The 15,501-nt window shown below is 56.7% G+C and carries 13 protein-coding genes and 1 tRNA gene; 4 read left to right on the forward strand and 10 right to left on the reverse strand.

Annotation, left to right across the window (positions count from 1 at the left end; translation table 11 throughout):
- Positions 1 to 35: 35 nt before the first annotated feature.
- From V4835_RS08055 to V4835_RS08065, 3 genes are all read right to left on the reverse strand, one after another.
- Positions 36 to 112, reverse strand: a tRNA-Pro gene (locus V4835_RS08055).
- Between the two features lie 72 nt (positions 113 to 184).
- A complete protein-coding gene (gene yejM, locus V4835_RS08060) occupies positions 185 to 1,945 on the reverse strand; it encodes an LPS biosynthesis-modulating metalloenzyme YejM (RefSeq protein ID WP_331411868.1) in 1,761 nt (586 codons plus the stop codon).
- Positions 1,946 to 1,964: 19 nt separating this feature from the next.
- A complete protein-coding gene (locus tag V4835_RS08065; protein ID WP_008500958.1) occupies positions 1,965 to 2,192 on the reverse strand; it encodes a YejL family protein in 228 nt (75 codons plus the stop codon).
- A 134-nt stretch (positions 2,193 to 2,326) separates the two neighbouring features.
- Here V4835_RS08065 and yejK point away from each other — a divergent pair, with 134 nt between their 5' ends.
- Positions 2,327 to 3,334, forward strand: coding sequence for a nucleoid-associated protein YejK (gene yejK, locus V4835_RS08070; RefSeq protein ID WP_331411869.1), 1,008 nt, complete (start codon positions 2,327 to 2,329; stop codon positions 3,332 to 3,334).
- A gap of 52 nt (positions 3,335 to 3,386) precedes the next feature.
- Here the strand turns inward: yejK and rplY are convergent, their stop codons facing one another.
- The gene (gene rplY, locus V4835_RS08075) at positions 3,387 to 3,671 is read right to left on the reverse strand and encodes a 50S ribosomal protein L25 (protein WP_029740955.1); all 285 of its coding nucleotides are present in this window, start codon (positions 3,669 to 3,671) and stop codon (positions 3,387 to 3,389) included.
- 125 nt (positions 3,672 to 3,796) lie between these two features.
- Positions 3,797 to 5,557 (reverse strand): DEAD/DEAH box helicase, encoded by a 1,761-nt coding sequence (locus V4835_RS08080; protein ID WP_331411870.1) that lies wholly within the window; start codon positions 5,555 to 5,557, stop codon positions 3,797 to 3,799.
- Between the two features lie 152 nt (positions 5,558 to 5,709).
- On the opposite strand from V4835_RS08080, the gene rsuA reads away from it, so the two are divergent.
- The 3 genes from rsuA to V4835_RS08095 all read left to right on the forward strand — a co-directional run bounded on the left by rsuA (position 5,710) and on the right by V4835_RS08095 (position 8,253).
- Positions 5,710 to 6,417 (forward strand): 16S rRNA pseudouridine(516) synthase RsuA, encoded by a 708-nt coding sequence (rsuA, locus tag V4835_RS08085; protein ID WP_331411871.1) that lies wholly within the window; start codon positions 5,710 to 5,712, stop codon positions 6,415 to 6,417.
- Positions 6,418 to 6,432: 15 nt separating this feature from the next.
- Complete coding sequence (locus V4835_RS08090) at positions 6,433 to 7,629, forward strand: Bcr/CflA family multidrug efflux MFS transporter (protein ID WP_045402783.1); 1,197 nt, start codon at positions 6,433 to 6,435, stop codon at positions 7,627 to 7,629.
- A gap of 279 nt (positions 7,630 to 7,908) precedes the next feature.
- A complete protein-coding gene (locus V4835_RS08095; RefSeq protein WP_028013883.1) occupies positions 7,909 to 8,253 on the forward strand; it encodes a YejG family protein in 345 nt (114 codons plus the stop codon).
- A gap of 3 nt (positions 8,254 to 8,256) precedes the next feature.
- On the opposite strand, the gene yejF is transcribed toward V4835_RS08095, so the two are convergent.
- The 5 genes from yejF to V4835_RS08120 form a co-directional block, all read right to left on the reverse strand.
- A complete protein-coding gene (yejF, locus tag V4835_RS08100; RefSeq protein WP_331411872.1) occupies positions 8,257 to 9,846 on the reverse strand; it encodes a microcin C ABC transporter ATP-binding protein YejF in 1,590 nt (529 codons plus the stop codon).
- 1 nt (position 9,847) lies between these two features.
- Positions 9,848 to 10,873, reverse strand: a complete 1,026-nt coding sequence (locus V4835_RS08105; protein WP_032641492.1) for an ABC transporter permease — start codon at positions 10,871 to 10,873, stop codon at positions 9,848 to 9,850.
- Positions 10,873 to 11,964, reverse strand: coding sequence for a microcin C ABC transporter permease YejB (locus tag V4835_RS08110; protein WP_331411873.1), 1,092 nt, complete (start codon positions 11,962 to 11,964; stop codon positions 10,873 to 10,875). The genes V4835_RS08105 and V4835_RS08110 overlap by 1 nt, the downstream gene beginning before the upstream one ends.
- A gap of 9 nt (positions 11,965 to 11,973) precedes the next feature.
- Entirely contained in the window at positions 11,974 to 13,779 is a 1,806-nt protein-coding gene (locus tag V4835_RS08115; protein WP_331411874.1) for an extracellular solute-binding protein, read from the reverse strand.
- Positions 13,780 to 13,853: 74 nt separating this feature from the next.
- Complete coding sequence (locus V4835_RS08120) at positions 13,854 to 15,410, reverse strand: cyclic di-GMP phosphodiesterase (RefSeq protein WP_331411875.1); 1,557 nt, start codon at positions 15,408 to 15,410, stop codon at positions 13,854 to 13,856.
- Positions 15,411 to 15,501: the final 91 nt, after the last annotated feature.

Here is a 15,501-nt window from a genome sequence, read left to right on the forward strand (position 1 = left end):
AACCAGCCGTAAGAGGCTGGTTTTGATAATAATTTTGGTCGGCACGAGAGGATTTGAACCTCCGACCCCCGACACCCCATGACGGTGCGCTACCAGGCTGCGCTACGTGCCGACGCATAAAAAGAATACTACTCGATTCCGTTTTGAATGCAAGGGAATCTGTCGCTAACTGGTTTATTATTAATCAGTTAGCGATAAACCGCTTCTCATCCGTCAGGACCTGCAGCAGGAGGCTCAGCTGCGGTTTCTGGTCTTTCAACCGTTCACCCTGCAGATTATACGTCTGATAATTCCCGTTGCTGTTCAGCACCAGCGTCAGCTTCGGCGTGGTCACCACCAGCGTATTATTCCCCGCAGCCGTTACCCAGTTGTGGCGGCGCGCGGCGCTGAAGAGATCCTGCCCCTGCGAATACTCGTTTGCCGGTGTGCTGACGTGCAGCAGGCGTTGCATCAGGGTAGTCATCACATCTTTATGCTCAGTGAGCATATTGATGCGCTGCGCAGGCGTGCCTGGCCAGTGGATCACCAGCGGAACCTGCAGATTCGGACGAGACCAGCTCATACTCTTCGTCTCGTCACCTAACGGCACGCCATGACCCGCGGTTACGATCACCACGGTGTTGTCCAGCTTGCCAGACTCACGTAGCGCGTCGAGCACGCGGCCTATCTGCGCATCAACATCGCCAGCCGCGCGGCCATAACGGCGCGCAAAGTCCTTCTTATTGCTGTCAGCAAGCGTTGTGCCGTTAAAGGCAACCCATGAGAACCAGCGGTTATCTTCCTGGGCGTAGCGCTGCAGCCAGTTTATCCATTGGCTGGCGGTCTGCGCATCGGACTGATTTTGTGCCGTTGGCAGTGAGAAATCGGACAGCAGCGCCTGGCGGTAGAGCGGGCTGTTAAATCCATCGGAGGAGAACAACCCTAACTGATAGCCTTGCTGATTCAGCCCGGTGATCAGCGCCGCAGGCGTGCGGGTAGACAGTACGCCGTCCATGTAGCCAGCTGAAATGCCATAGAAGAGGCCAAAAATGCCCGCATCGGTTGAGTTACCGGAGCTCATATGCTGAGTAAAGGAGACGTTTTTACTGGCGAAATCGGCCAGCGCAGGCATCTGCTTCTCGTAGCGCGAGTAGTTCAGGCCATCGACGGTGATCAGCAGGACGTTTTGCCCGCGTCCCATATCGCGGTACTGCAGGTCGCTCAGAGGATACTGAACGCTGACCGCTTCCGGGTTACCCTGTTCGACCAGGCGTCGCTGGTACTCCTGCGCATCAAGCAGGCCGTGTTTCTCGAGGAAGCGACGGGCCGTCATCGGATATGAGAGCGGCAGGTTAGCGCGCTGCATGGTAATAGGGCGATAGAAGTTCGCATCCGCCCAGATATACATGATGTGCGAACTGATAAAGGAGACGAAGAAGAGTGCGGCGACGGGCTTCGCGTAATGGCGTCGCCGGGTCAGGCTGCGAAGTTTTTGCCAGCTCCAGGTGGCAAACAGCATCTCAATCAACAGGATCACCGGGACGCTGATAAACATCAGCTGCCAGTCACGGGCCGTTTCGTTCTGGTCGGGGTTAATCACCAGTTCCCAGACGATGGGGTTGAGGTGCAGGTGGAAGCGGGTGAACACTTCACTGTCAATAAGCAGCAGCGTCATCCCCACCGTCGCAAGGATGGCGGACAAGAATCGCATCAGACGCTGCGACATGACGATAAACGTCAAGGGGAACAGGATCAGCAGATAGGTGGCGAAAACCAAAAAGCTAAAGTGACCGACAACGCTTATCCAGGAGTAGATACGCCCGGTTAGCGTTGTTGGCCAGTCTGCGACAAACAGATAACGACAGCCAATGACCGTCGCCAACAGAATGTTGAACAGGGCAAACCAGTGCCCCCAGCTGACCATCTGGGAGACTTTTTCACGGTAGCGCTGACGATTCGTCACCATAAACTGTTGTTCGTATCCCTTAATGGGCCGGGTCGTTGCTGACGGACGACTGTAAAGCCTGGGCGAACGATTTTGCGATCGCCTGACGCTGAGCCGGAGCAACGCTGGTGTTAATCAGGTTGGTGACCATATTTCCCAAAACCATCAGGGAGAGATCGGTCGGCGTTTTATGTTTTTCCAGTACGTTGACCAGCTCACTGAGCAGTTGTTCAACGTGTTCATCACTGTAGCGGGAATGTTGTGGCATAAATCAAAATCAGTTTGTTGATGAAAGGGCAACATATTACCGTAGCAACAGCTTTTTTTCCCCTTTTTTATCTGTTGTTGCACACATGTCCTGGTGGTGGTTGAATACCGCCCGGTCTAAAAGGAGAGTTTATCATGAGTCTGGAAATCAACCAGATTGCCTTGCACCAGCTTATCAAGCGTGATGAGCAAACCCTTGAAGTGGTGCTGCGCGATTCGTTAGTGGAACCCACGGCGACCGTTGTGGAGATGATGGCAGAGCTGCATCGCGTCTACAGTGCCAAAAATAAAGCCTATGGCCTGTTCAGCGAAGAGAGTGAACTGGCGGATAGTCTGCGCCTGCAGCGTCAGGGCGAAGAGGATTTTCTGGCGTTTAGCCGCGCCGCAACCGGGCGTCTGCGCGACGAGCTGGCGAAATATCCGTTTGCCGACGGCGGGATCGTGCTGTTCTGCCACTACCGCTATCTGGCGGTAGAGTATCTGCTGGTTACCGTGCTGAATAACTTAAGCAGCATGCGCGTGAACGAGCAGCTGGATATCAGCTCAACGCATTATCTGGATATCAACCATGCGGATATCGTGGCGCGTATTGATTTGACCGAATGGGAAACCAACCCGGAGTCGACCCGCTACCTCACTTTCCTGAAGGGGCGCGTGGGCCGCAAAGTGGCGGATTTCTTTATGGATTTCCTCGGTGCCAGCGAAGGTCTCAATGCCAAAGCGCAGAACAAAGGGCTGCTTCAGGCGGTTGACGACTTCACAGCAGAAGCGCAGCTCGATAAATCCGAGCGCCAGACCGTGCGTCAGCAGGTCTACAGCTACTGCAACGAACAGCTGCAGGCAGGGGAGGAGATCGAACTGGAGTCCCTGTCAAAAGAGCTGGCTGGCGTCAGCGAAGTCAGCTTCCAGGAATTTACGGCTGAAAAAGGCTATGAACTGGAAGAGAGCTTCCCGGCGGATCGCAGTACGCTGCGTCAGTTAACCAAGTTTGCCGGCAGCGGCGGTGGGTTAACCATCAACTTTGACGCAATGTTGCTGGGTGAACGCATCTTCTGGGATCCGGCCACCGATACGCTGACCATTAAAGGCACGCCGCCGAACCTGCGCGATCAGCTTCAGCGCCGCACCTCGGGCGGGAAATAACAGCCATAAAAAAACCCCGCAGAAGCGGGGTTTTTTTTCGACGTGTTTGCGATTACGCGCGAACGAAGTCGATGTGAGACAGTTTTGGCTTGAACGGGTGACGCTGAACAGCCTGAACTTTCACTTTTTCTTCTTTACCGCCAACAACGATGGTCAGAACTTCGCTGTAGAATTCAGCTTTGGTCTGCAGGTTCCACAGTTTGTCGTGATCCAGTTCGATTGCAACTGGAGCAGCTTCGCCACCGTAAACGATAGCCGGGAACTTGTTAGCGTTACGCAGGCGGCGGCTCGCACCCTTACCCTGCACGTTACGTACTTCTGCTTCGATAGTGAACATTGATTTCTCTCTGTATTTAAAACCCTGCTACAGGCGACCCAGCAGCAGGTGAGTGTTCTGCCTCACGGATGTGAAGCGGGCGGCATTTTATACTCAAATGCCCCTCACATCAATGAAAAGTCCCGCTAACCGCGCAATTCGTTGGCGCGACGGAAGCGACCTTCGTAGTCAAAGAGTTTCTCACGCACCTGCCAGAACTGGCCTTTCTTACGGGCGACGACAAAATCCGGATGGCGCAATAGCACCTGCTGGCGCACGATATCGGCCACGGTTATCCAGCGCAGGGGGACGCCCGGCGTTCGGGTATGCGGGCGGATAAACAGCTGTTCGAAGGCCATTCGCTGAGCAGGCGTCTGGACCCGGAAGCGCTCGCTGACGTCCGCCCCGTCTTCGTCGTAATAGGTGATTTTCAACCACTCACCTTTTTCATCGGCGCCGGGCTGCAGCGCCATGCCGGAACAGCGCAGCACCAGCGCATCTTTCAGCTTTAGCGCCGCTTTCAGCATGTCGTCCGGGTCAACCAGCACCGTGTCGCATTCCCGGCAGCGGCGCGCGGCAATGTCGTTTTCGGCGTTGCACTGCGGGCAGTTTTTGAACCGGAAGCGGAAATCGCACTGCTCGCGATGCCCGTCATCATCTTCAAACCAGCCCTGACAGCGGCGGCCAAAGTGTTCGATCAGCGTACCGTCGGCGGTGGTTTTTCCCCAGAAGGTGTTGGCAAACCCGCAGGCAGGGCAAAAGACCTGCACGGGCACGTTGTCGCTTTTCCCTTTTGGCGCGCCGACTTCAGGCGTATAGAGATCGTGCGGGTTACCCGCATAATCCAGGATCAGGCAGTCGGTTTTTCCCGGGGCCAGGCGCAGGCCGCGGCCAACAATTTGCTGATACAGACTGACCGATTCGGTCGGGCGCAGAATGGCGATCAGGTCGACGTGCGGGGCGTCAAAGCCGGTGGTCAATACCGACACATTTACCAGATAGCGGAACTGCTGGGCCTTAAACGCGTTAATCAGGCTGTCGCGCTCCGGGCCGGGCGTCTCGCCGGTGATTAACGCCGCGTCGCCGGAGGGTAGTAACCCGGTGATTTCTCGCGCGTGCTCAACGGTGGCGGCAAAGATCATCACCCCTTTACGCGTCGCGGCGAACTCCTCAATCTGGCTGATGATATGCGGCGTAATACGCTTCTGCTTTTTCAGCTCCTGGTTGAGATCCGCTTCGCTGAATAATCCGTTGCTCTGCGCCTGCAAACGGCTGAAATCGTACTGCACCACCGGCATATCCAGCCGTTCAGGCGGCGTCAGGTAGCCATGTTTAATCATGTAGCGCAGCGGAAGTTCGTAAATGCAGTCGCTAAACAGGGCCTTGTCATCGCCGCGCACCATGCCGTGATAATGGTAGCGATAGATCCAGCCTTTCCCCAGACGAAACGGGGTCGCCGTCAGGCCCAGCAGGCGCAGGCGAGGGTTCACCGCTTTCAGGTGAGCCAGGATTTGCTGGTACTGGCTGTCGTCGTCATCGCTGATGCGGTGACACTCGTCGACAATCAGCAGCGAAAATTCGCTGCGAAACAGGTCCAGATTGCGCGCCACCGACTGCACGCTGCCAAAGACCACTTTGCCGTGGCTCTCTTTGCGCTTCAGCCCGGCGGCGAAAATATCGGCTTCTAGCCCAAGTGCACAATACTTGGCGTGGTTTTGCGCGACGAGCTCTTTGACGTGCGCCAGCACCAGCACGCGACCGCGCGCCAGACGCGCCAGTTCGGCGATGACCAGGCTCTTGCCTGCGCCGGTCGGGAGCACAATCGCCGCCGGCTCGCGGTGTTTACGGAACCAGGCGAGGGTGGCGTCAACGGCTTCCTGCTGATAGGGACGAAGTGTAAAAGTCATAGGGTCTCGGTTTCGTTATTCCGCACATAGTATGCCACGAAACTTTTTCCCTTGAGTGGCGCAACCAGACCATTATACTGAACCGTTCCAGACTGCTTCTTTTTTCGGACCTGTTGTCCGACTTCCAGCACCATTAAGGCTAAAAAGATTTCATGCGACTTGATAAGTTTATCGCTCAGCAACTCGGCGTAAGCCGCGCTATTGCCGGGCGCGAAATTCGCGCCTGCCGCGTTACCGTGGATGGCGACATTGTGAGAGACACCGCTTTCAAACTCCAGCCCGAGCATCAGGTGGAATATGACGGCAATCCGCTGACCCAGCAGCACGGTCCGCGCTACTTCATGCTCAATAAGCCGGAAGGCTACGTCTGCTCAACGGACGATCCGGATCACCCAACGGTGCTCTATTTCCTCGACGAACCGGTGGCGCACAAGCTGCACGCCGCAGGCCGTCTCGACATCGACACCACGGGTCTGGTGCTGATGACCGACGACGGGCAGTGGTCGCATCGCATTACTTCCCCGCGTCACCACTGCGAGAAAACCTATCTGGTCACGCTGGAGTCGCCGGTGTCGGATGACACGGCAGAGCAATTCACGAAAGGCGTTCAGCTGCATAATGAAAAAGATCTGACCAAACCCGCCGTGCTTGAGGTAATCACGCCGACCGAAGTCCGTCTGACCATCAGCGAAGGGCGTTACCATCAGGTGAAACGTATGTTTGCCGCCGTGGGGAACCGCGTTGTGGGCCTGCATCGTGAGCGGATTGGTGCGATTGAACTCGATCCCGACCTGGCGCCAGGCGAATATCGCCCGTTAACGGAAGAAGAGATCGCCAGCGTCGGTCTGCCTTCGCACTAATTTCAGGAGAGCTCTGTGACCACCAGGCCACACTCGTCGTTCAAAATCGTCTTCATTCTTGGCCTGCTGGCCATGCTGATGCCGCTGTCTATTGATATGTACCTGCCTGCGCTGCCGGTAATTTCTGCACAGTTTGGCGTCCCGGCGGGCAGCGCGCAGATGACGCTCAGCACCTATATTCTCGGCTTTGCCCTCGGCCAGCTGTTTTATGGCCCGATGGCGGACAGCCTTGGACGCAAGCCCGTCATTCTGGGCGGGACGCTGGTCTTTGCGGCCGCAGCGGTGGCCTGTGCGCTGGCGCAGACCATCGATCATCTGATTGTCATGCGCTTCTTCCACGGTCTGGCGGCGGCAGCGGCAAGCGTGGTGATTAACGCCCTGATGCGCGATATCTACCCGAAGGAAGAGTTCTCCCGGATGATGTCGTTCGTGATGCTGGTGACGACGATTGCGCCGCTGGTGGCACCCATGGCCGGTGGTGCGGTGCTGGTGTGGTTTAGCTGGCACGTGATTTTCTGGATCCTGGCCCTGGCCGCGCTGCTGGCCTCCGCGATGATCTTCTTCTTTATTGATGAAACGCTCCCTGTCGAGCGCCGTCAGAAATTCCACATCCGAACCACAATCGGCAACTTTGCCTCGCTGTTTCGCCACAAGCGCGTGCTCAGCTATATGCTGGCAAGCGGGTTCAGCTTCGCCGGGATGTTCTCCTTCCTGAGCGCCGGGCCGTTTGTCTACATCGAGCTGAACCACGTTTCGCCGCAGCACTTCGGCTACTACTTTGCGCTTAACATCGTCTTCCTGTTCATCATGACCATCATCAACAGCCGTTTTGTCCGGCGGGTGGGGGCGCTGAACATGTTCCGCGCCGGGCTGTGGATCCAGTTTGTGATGGCTATCTGGCTGGTGGTGAGCGCGTTTCTGGGCGTGGGCTTCTGGGCGCTGGTGGTTGGCGTGGCGGCCTTTGTCGGCTGCGTGTCGATGGTGTCATCTAATGCGATGGCGGTGATCCTGGATGAGTTTCCGCACATGGCGGGCACCGCATCGTCCCTGGCGGGGACGTTCCGCTTCGGCATCGGCGCTATCGTTGGCGCGTTGCTTTCGATGGCTACCTTTACGACGGCATGGCCCATGCTGTGGGCGATGGCTTTTTGCGCAACCAGCTCGATACTCTTCTATCTTTACGCCAGTCGACCGCGAAAAGCGGCCCACTAAAACACAGAGAAGGCCCGACAGGGCCTTTTTTGTTGATGCATATCAACCAAACCCCCGTTCGTTTATTCCGTGTTTGTTTATTTTATGTAAAATCTATTTGTGTAAAAAGTCACATCATTGTATTCAAAAAGGTTGAGTTAGATCGCAGAAACGGGTACATATAGCGCCGACGCGAGCCTGGAAATAGATAAAAAAGCGCTGAATAGTGCAGGCTGGCGATGATGTGTTACTATAAATGTAAATAAATTGTGAAGTAAATTTTGCTTCCGGGGAACGAACGTGAATACATTACAACTCTCCATTGTCCATCGCTTGCCCCAGAGCTATCGCTGGTCGGCGGGTTTTGCAGGTTCGAAAGTTGAACCGATTCCGCAAAGCGTCGCGGGCTGCGAAAACTGCCTGGTCGCGCTCAAGCTGCTGAGCCCGAGCGACGAAAATGCATGGCGGGTGATGGAGCGTCTCAGTCAGGCCCTGACGGATATCGAAGTGGACAGCTCCGTACTGGAGTGTGAAGGTGAGCCGTGCCTGTTTGTGAAAAGCCAGGACGAGTTTGCCGCCACCTGCCGTCTGAAGAATTTTGGCGTTGCCATCGCTGAGCCTTTCTCCGGCCAGTATCCCTTCTGACCGCTAGTCTGCCGATAACAGCTGGCGCGTGTAGCGCTGCGTTGGCGCGCTAAATACGCGCTGGCACTCACCCTGCTCGACCACTTCTCCCTGTCGCAACACAATCACCTGATGGCATAGCGCCCGCACCACCTGTAGATCGTGGCTGATAAAGATATAGGCCAGCCGGTGCTTTTCCTGAAGCCCTTTCAGCAGGGCCAGGATCTGCGCCTGAACGGTTCTGTCCAGCGACGACGTCGGTTCATCCAGAATAATCAGCTCCGGTTTCAGGATCAGCGCGCGGGCAATGGCGATACGCTGGCGCTGTCCGCCGGAGAATTCAGCCGGATAGCGGTGGCGGGTCTCGGCGTCTAAGCCTACTTCGGCCATCACCCGCATAACTTCCTGCTCTCGCTGCTGAGCGCTCAGGCCGGGCTGATGCACGCGCAGACCCTCTTCGATAATCTGTAACACGCTGAGCCGTGGGTTAAGCGAGGAGTTAGGATCCTGAAACACCACCTGCATGCGGGGCCGCACGGGCAGCATCTGACGGCGGTTCCAGCGGTGCAGCGGCATATCGTCGAAGAGGATCTCGCCCTCAGAGGCAATTAAGCGCAGCAGCGCCAGACCGGTGGTGCTTTTGCCCGAACCGGATTCGCCCACCAGCCCGAGGGATTCTCCCGGGCGCAGCGAGAAGCGGATGTTTTTCAGCACCGGGTTCCGATCGACAATGCGGCGCAGAATACCTTTGCGGATCGGGAACGAGACGGACAGATCCTCAACGCGCAGCAGCGGTGTGCTGTCAGCCGCGAGAGGAACCGGGTCGCCGGAGGGTTCGCTGTCGAGCAAACGCTGCGTATAGGGGTGCTGCGGCGCGCTCAGCAGCGTGGACGCGGTATTCTGTTCAACGCACCGTCCGTTTTGCATCACCGCGACGCTGTCGGCCAGCTTTCTTACAATGCTCAGGTTATGCGTGATAAACAGCAGGCTCATGTTCAGCTCGTCACGCAGCTCCCGCAGCAGCGTCAATATTTGCGCCTGTACCGTCACGTCCAGCGCCGTTGTAGGCTCGTCGGCAATCAACAGCTCGGGGCGCGTGAGCAGCGCCATGGCAATCATCACGCGCTGGCGTTCGCCCCCGGAGAGCTGGTGCGGAAAATCGTTCAGCCGTTTGGCCGCGTTACGTATGCCCGTTCGCTCCAGACAGTCCAGAATTTCTCCCCGCGCGGCCTCTTTGCGCATCCCCCGATGCAGGGAGAGCACTTCATAGAGCTGTTTTTCAAGACTGTGCAGAGGGTTAAGCGAAACCATCGGCTCCTGGAAGATCATGGCGATTTTGTTGCCGCGAATGCCGCGCAGGGTATGTTCGTCGGCATGCAGCAGCGAACTGCCGTGAAAAAGAATATCTCCCTGCGGGTAGCTCACCGGCGGAGAAGGCAGCAGCCGCAGGATGGAGAGTGCCGAAACGCTCTTGCCTGAACCCGACTCGCCCACCAGGGCCAGCGTTTCCCCGGGCTGGATCTGCAGCGACAGGTCGGTGACCACGGTGCGCGTCTCGCCCTGCGTTGAAAAAGCAATCGACAGGTTATCAATACTGAGAAGGGGCTGGGTCATTTTATACCGCCTTGTTCGGATCGAAGGCATCGCGCACGGCTTCGCCAATAAAAATCAGCAGCGAAAGCAGCACGGCCACGGAAAGAAAGGCGGCGATGCCTAACCACGGTGCCTGCAGGTTGTTTTTGCCCTGCAGCAGCAGTTCGCCGAGCGACGGGGAACCCAGCGGTAGCCCAAAGCCAAGAAAATCCAGCGAGGTGAGGGTGGTGATGGAACTGCACAGAATAAACGGCAGGAAGGTGAGCGTTGCGACCACCGCGTTGGGCAGCATATGGCGGAAGATGATCCCGCGGTCGCTCACGCCAAGCGCCTGCGCGGCGCGAATATAGTCGAAATTACGGGTACGCAAGAACTCCGCCCGCACCACGCCCACCAGCGCCATCCAGCCGAACAGGACGGTGATGCCTAACAGCCACCAGAAGCCAGGCTGCACCACGCTGGAAAGCAGGATGATCAGAAACAGCGTTGGCATACCTGACCAGACTTCAATAACCCGCTGGCCCCACAGGTCGATTTTCCCGCCGTAGTAGCCCTGAACGGCGCCCGCCACGACGCCCATCACGCTTGAGAAGATCGTCAGCATCAGCCCAAAAAGAAGAGAAATTCGCGTGCCATAAAGGATGCGCGCCAGCACGTCGCCGCCGTTCGCATCGGTTCCCAGCCAGTTTTGCGCGGAGGGCGGGGAAGGGAAGGGGGTCGTAGTGGAGAAGTTAATGCTGTTTGCGCCAAAGCGCACCGGCGCCCAGAGTGCCCAGCCGTGCTGCTCAATCTGCTGGCGAAGCCACGGATCCTGATACTCCGCCGGTGTCGCAAACGGGCCGCCAAAGTCGCTTTCGCTGTAGTTGGCGATAACCGGCACGTACCAGCGGTCGTTAAAATGCACCAGCAACGGTTTGTCGTTGGCGATCAGCTCCGAACACATGCTTAAGGCAAACAGCACGGCAAAAATCCACAGCGACCAGTAGCCGCGGCGGTTGTGGCGAAAACGGGCCCAGCGGGCCTGGTTGACGGGGCTTAAACGCGGCATCAGCGGCCCTCAAAATCGATTCGGGGATCGACCAGCGTATAGCTGATATCACTGATGATATTCAGCAGCAGGCCAATCAGGGTGAAAATATAGAGTGTGCCAAACATCACCGGATAATCGCGCGATACGGTAGCCTCATAGCCCAGCAGCCCCAGGCCGTTGAGCGAGAACATCACCTCTATCAGCAGCGAGCCGGTAAAAAACATGCCGATGAACGTGGCCGGAAATCCGGCGATCACCAGCAGCATGGCGTTACGGAACACGTGTTTCCACATGATCTGCTTCTCGCTCACGCCCTTGGCGCGGGCAGTCACGACGTACTGTTTACGAATTTCATCGAGAAAGGCGTTCTTGGTCAACATGGTCAGGGCCGCAAACCCGCCGATGACCGTTGCCAGCACCGGCAGCGTGATATGCCAGAGATAGTCAGTGATTTTCTGATACCACGGCAGGGAGCTGAAATCGGCGGAGACCAGCCCCCGCAGCGGGAAGAGGTCGAAATAACTCCCCCCGGCAAAAAAGACAATCAGCAGGACGGCAAACAGAAACGCCGGAATGGCATAGCCGATGATGATGAACGTGCTGCTCCAGATATCGAAGCGGCTGCCGTTATACACCGCTTTGCGGATCCCGAGCGGTATAGAGACCAGATAGATAATCAGCGTTCCCCACAGCCCCAGCGTTATCGACACCGGCAGGCTTTGCTTGATCAACGTTAACACTGAGGCACTGCGAAACAGGCTATCGCCAAAATCAAAGCGGATGTAATCCCAGAGCATTTTGAAATAGCGCTCGTGAATCGGTTTGTCAAAGCCGTAGCGGTGGGTGATCTCGGCGATCACTTCCGGATCCAGCCCGCGGCCGCCGCGATAATGGCTTTCACTGATATTCCCTACGCCGGTTCGCGCATGGCTCGCGCCCATCCCTTCGCCGCCGCCGGGCATGCCGCCGCTGTTGCCAAATTCAATAGCGGCAATCGCCTGATCGACCGGGCCGCCGGGGGCGATTTGCACGATAAAAAAGTTAATCGTGATGATGGCCCACAGGGTGGGGACGATCAGCAGGAGACGACGTATAAGATAGGCACCCATGATGATTCCTTAGCGCCGCTCAGCGGGAAGTCTGGCGGCTTTGTTAACGTCATACCACCAGGTATCAAAGCCCAGGGAATAGACAGGGCGCACGGCGGGCACGGAGAACTTGTCCCAGCGCGCCAGGCGATCTTCGCCCATATACCACATCGGCAGCATGTAGTAGTTCCAGGTTAAGACCCTGTCGAGGGCGCGCCCGAGCGGCAGGAGCTTTTCTTTATCCCCCTGCGCCGCCACTATTTTCGCAATCAGCGCGTCAATCGCCGGGCTTTTTACCCCTGGCGCATTGTATGAGGAGTCGATGTAGCTGGAGGCCCAGGAAATTTGCAGGTCCGAGCTGGGCCACGGCTGGGCGGGCCACAGGCGCTGCATCATGTCGTAATCACGGCTGCGCATGCGGCTCGTTATCTGCGCGTTATCGACCTGGCGAATGTTCATGGTCACGCCCAGCCGCTCAAGGTTATGCTTGAACGGCAGTACCCACTGATCGTTGCCCCCGGACGAGAGCAGCAGCTCAAAGCTGAGAGGCTTACCCGTTTTGGCATCCACACGCTTTTGATTTTTCAGGTGCCAGCCCGCGTCATCCAGCAGCTTGCTGGCCTTGAGCAGGTTGTCGCGGTCGTAACCGTCCCCGTTCGAGGCGGGCGGCTGAAACACGGTGGTGAACACCTGCGGCGGAACCTCCGCTTTCAGCGGTGCCAGCAGAACCAGCTCGTCGGCTTTCGGATAATCACGCGCGGCGTACTCGGTATTTTGAAAATAGCTGTTGGCGCGGCTGTAAGCCCCGTAAAACAGCGCTTTGTTCATCCACTCAAAATCAAAGGCCAGAGATATCGCTTCCCGCACCCGGCGGTCATTAAATACCGGACGCTGAATATTAAACGCCAGCCAGCGGGTGTCCTGGGCAGACTCATTTTTGTGCTCGTCTTTGACGATATAGCCTTTTGCGAAATTTTTGCCGATATAGCGGGTCGCCCAGTTTTTGGCGCTGCTCTCTACGCGTAAATCGAAGGCGCCGGCTTTGAACGCTTCAAACGCCACGTTATCGTCGAGGTAGTAATCATAGCGAAGGGTGTCGAAATTCCAGCGCCCGCGGTTTACCGGCAGGTTGGCCGCCCAGTAGTCTTTAACGCGAGAGTAAACGACATATTGCCCCATGCGCCAGTCGGTGATGCGGTATGGGCCGCCCGCCAGCGGCGGCGTGGAAAGCGGGTCGCTTAGCTTATGATTTTTCCAGAATGATTCAGGCATCACCGGCAGAGAGAACAGGCTAAGCATGTTCTCCTTGTTCGGTTCGCTCAGCTCGATGCGCACGGTGAGCGGTGCGATGGCTCTGACGGATGCGCCTTTATACACGATGCGGAACTGGGGGACGCCTTCGGTCATGAATTTATGGAAGGTGAAGGCGACGTCGCTGGCCTTCACCGGCGTACCGTCATGAAAACGTGCCCGCGGGTTCAGCGAGATTTCCGCCCAGGCGAAGTTATCGGCGTAACGCACGTTCTCGGCAATCAGCGGATAGTAGCTGCCGGGCTCGTCATCAGACGTGACAAAGAGCGTATCGTAAAGCGATTCCGTCCGCGCGGCCGCCACGCCGCGCAGGGCGAAGCGGTTGAAGTTGTCGAAGGTGCCGGTAGCGGAAAGCGTGACCTTTCCACCCTTCGGCGCGGCTGGGTTAACGTAATCGAAGTGCGTGAAATTGACCGCATATTTCGGCTCGCCAATCACCGCGAAGGCGATATTTTCTTTGATGGCCTGCGCCTGGCTGGACAGGCTCGTTAATGCCAACATCAGCAACATAAAGCGCATAAGCATCTCGCGGCAGCTCCCTCTTTTACAGACCGGCTCGGTTAAGCTGAATAATAAGTGACGTCACGGGCAATGTGAAATTATTCACCGTCGGGTGAAACGTCAGGACGCCATTTGCGGAACTGTTCCAGCGGCATCGGGCGGCTAATCCAGTACCCCTGAAGGAAGTTAACGCCATGCTCGCGCAGCCAGGCGGCCTGTTCCGGCGTTTCCACCCCTTCGGCGACGGTCAACATACTCAGCCGTCTTGCCAGCGTCAGCACGGCATCCAGCACCGGTGACGTTACCGTCTCAGTCCCTATCGCATTAACAAACCCACGGTCGATTTTGAGGTAGTCCATGGTGAAATGCTCAAGATAAATCAGCGCGCTGTGGCCGGTGCCAAAATCATCAATGGCGATTTCAAACCCTTCGTTATGCAGCCATTCGAAGAGGCTGTTGGCTTCCCGATGATTCAGCATGTCGCGCTCGGTAATTTCCAGCACGATCTGGAAGTAATCCGGGGGCAGTAACGCTTTGAAGGTGCGCATATCGTCCTTGAAGCTTTCCGCATGCAGATGCCCCGGCGCAATGTTAATGCCCACCTTTGCGCCCGGAGGTAACAGGGTTTGTAACACGGGGGCATCGTGAATGATAAGGTCAAAGAGATGCAGCGTCAGCGGGACGATCAGCTTCTGCGCTTCGGCGAAGTTGATAAACGCGTCCGGCGGAATTTCCCCCATTGTCGGGTGTTTCCAGCGCATCAGCACTTCAAGGCCGGTCATTTTGAGCGATTTGGCATCAACGACGGGCTGATAGACCACGTAAAACTGGCCGCGCTTAATGGCGCTTAAAATCTCTTTACCCGGATTGAGCCGAATGCTGAGGATATAGTAGTTGAGCGATCCGGCACAAATACCGCACACCAGCCCGAAAAACAGGGCGTAGAGAATTTCATCGCTGGTCCATGCGTCCGCATACAGGTTTATGGTCAGGGGAATGTCTTTCAGCGTCGCGGTACGGGCCGGGATTTCATCCAGGTCATGCGCGTTGAGCAGCGTGCTGGACCGCGTTGACAGCGCATGATCGCCAATGATGATGGCTATCCCTGTGAATTCGTCCTGGCGCGCGGTGTAGAGCAGGTAAGGCGTCAAATTGAGATTCACCGAGGTGAACACGCCGCCGTCCTTCACTAACGGGTTACGGTACCAGATGGCGATGGCAGGCTTGTTGGGCAACATCGGGGTGCCTGGAAGCAACGCCATATCGATCTGCTTATCGATGTGCAGCTCGGGTATCAGCTCCTCCATCGGGAAATTCATCGGGCCGGTGGCGGAAGAACAGAACGCCATTTTGTCTCTGACCAGCAGGAATGCGCGAACATTAATGCTAAAGGCCGCGCGCGAGGTAAGCTCCTGATTGACGTCGTGGCAGTTGTTCAGCGTGAGCGGCTGGAGGGTATCGACAGCGTTTTTCAACTCATCGAAATAGCTCTCCATATAGCTGCTCACGTCGTGGATCAGGGTGTCGAATTTGACTTCCCGCTTGTGGTAGCTCCAGAAAAATTGCAACGAGCCCAGGAGCAGGGCGGCGATCAGGCCTGTGATAATGCTGAGGATTAATATCTTGCGATTGCTGGAGAAGTAGCGGGTGAACATAGACGTCGTGATTCCTGAAATGCCGCTGGATGTATTCAGTGTAACGGGCAAAAAAAAACACTGCCGAAGCAGTGCTTTTTTTCATCATATC

The sequence above is a fragment of the Enterobacter cloacae complex sp. CARB60 genome, assembly GCF_036487345.1.
GTDB classification, from domain to species: domain Bacteria; phylum Pseudomonadota; class Gammaproteobacteria; order Enterobacterales; family Enterobacteriaceae; genus Enterobacter; species Enterobacter asburiae_D.

Excerpts from the sequence above, each read along its gene's own strand:
- rsuA (WP_331411871.1), top strand. The coding sequence starts at position 5,710 with ATGCGACTTGATAAGTTTATCGCTCAGCAACTCGGCGTAAGCCGCGCT.
- yejM (WP_331411868.1), bottom strand. The coding sequence starts at position 1,945 with ATGGTGACGAATCGTCAGCGCTACCGTGAAAAAGTCTCCCAGATGGTC.
- V4835_RS08110 (WP_331411873.1), bottom strand. The coding sequence starts at position 11,964 with ATGGGTGCCTATCTTATACGTCGTCTCCTGCTGATCGTCCCCACCCTG.
- V4835_RS08065 (WP_008500958.1), bottom strand. The coding sequence starts at position 2,192 with ATGCCACAACATTCCCGCTACAGTGATGAACACGTTGAACAACTGCTC.
- rplY (WP_029740955.1), bottom strand. The coding sequence starts at position 3,671 with ATGTTCACTATCGAAGCAGAAGTACGTAACGTGCAGGGTAAGGGTGCG.
- yejF (WP_331411872.1), bottom strand. The coding sequence starts at position 9,846 with ATGACCCAGCCCCTTCTCAGTATTGATAACCTGTCGATTGCTTTTTCA.
- V4835_RS08120 (WP_331411875.1), bottom strand. The coding sequence starts at position 15,410 with ATGTTCACCCGCTACTTCTCCAGCAATCGCAAGATATTAATCCTCAGC.
- yejK (WP_331411869.1), top strand. The coding sequence starts at position 2,327 with ATGAGTCTGGAAATCAACCAGATTGCCTTGCACCAGCTTATCAAGCGT.
- V4835_RS08105 (WP_032641492.1), bottom strand. The coding sequence starts at position 10,873 with ATGCCGCGTTTAAGCCCCGTCAACCAGGCCCGCTGGGCCCGTTTTCGC.
- V4835_RS08080 (WP_331411870.1), bottom strand. The coding sequence starts at position 5,557 with ATGACTTTTACACTTCGTCCCTATCAGCAGGAAGCCGTTGACGCCACC.
- V4835_RS08115 (WP_331411874.1), bottom strand. The coding sequence starts at position 13,779 with ATGCTTATGCGCTTTATGTTGCTGATGTTGGCATTAACGAGCCTGTCC.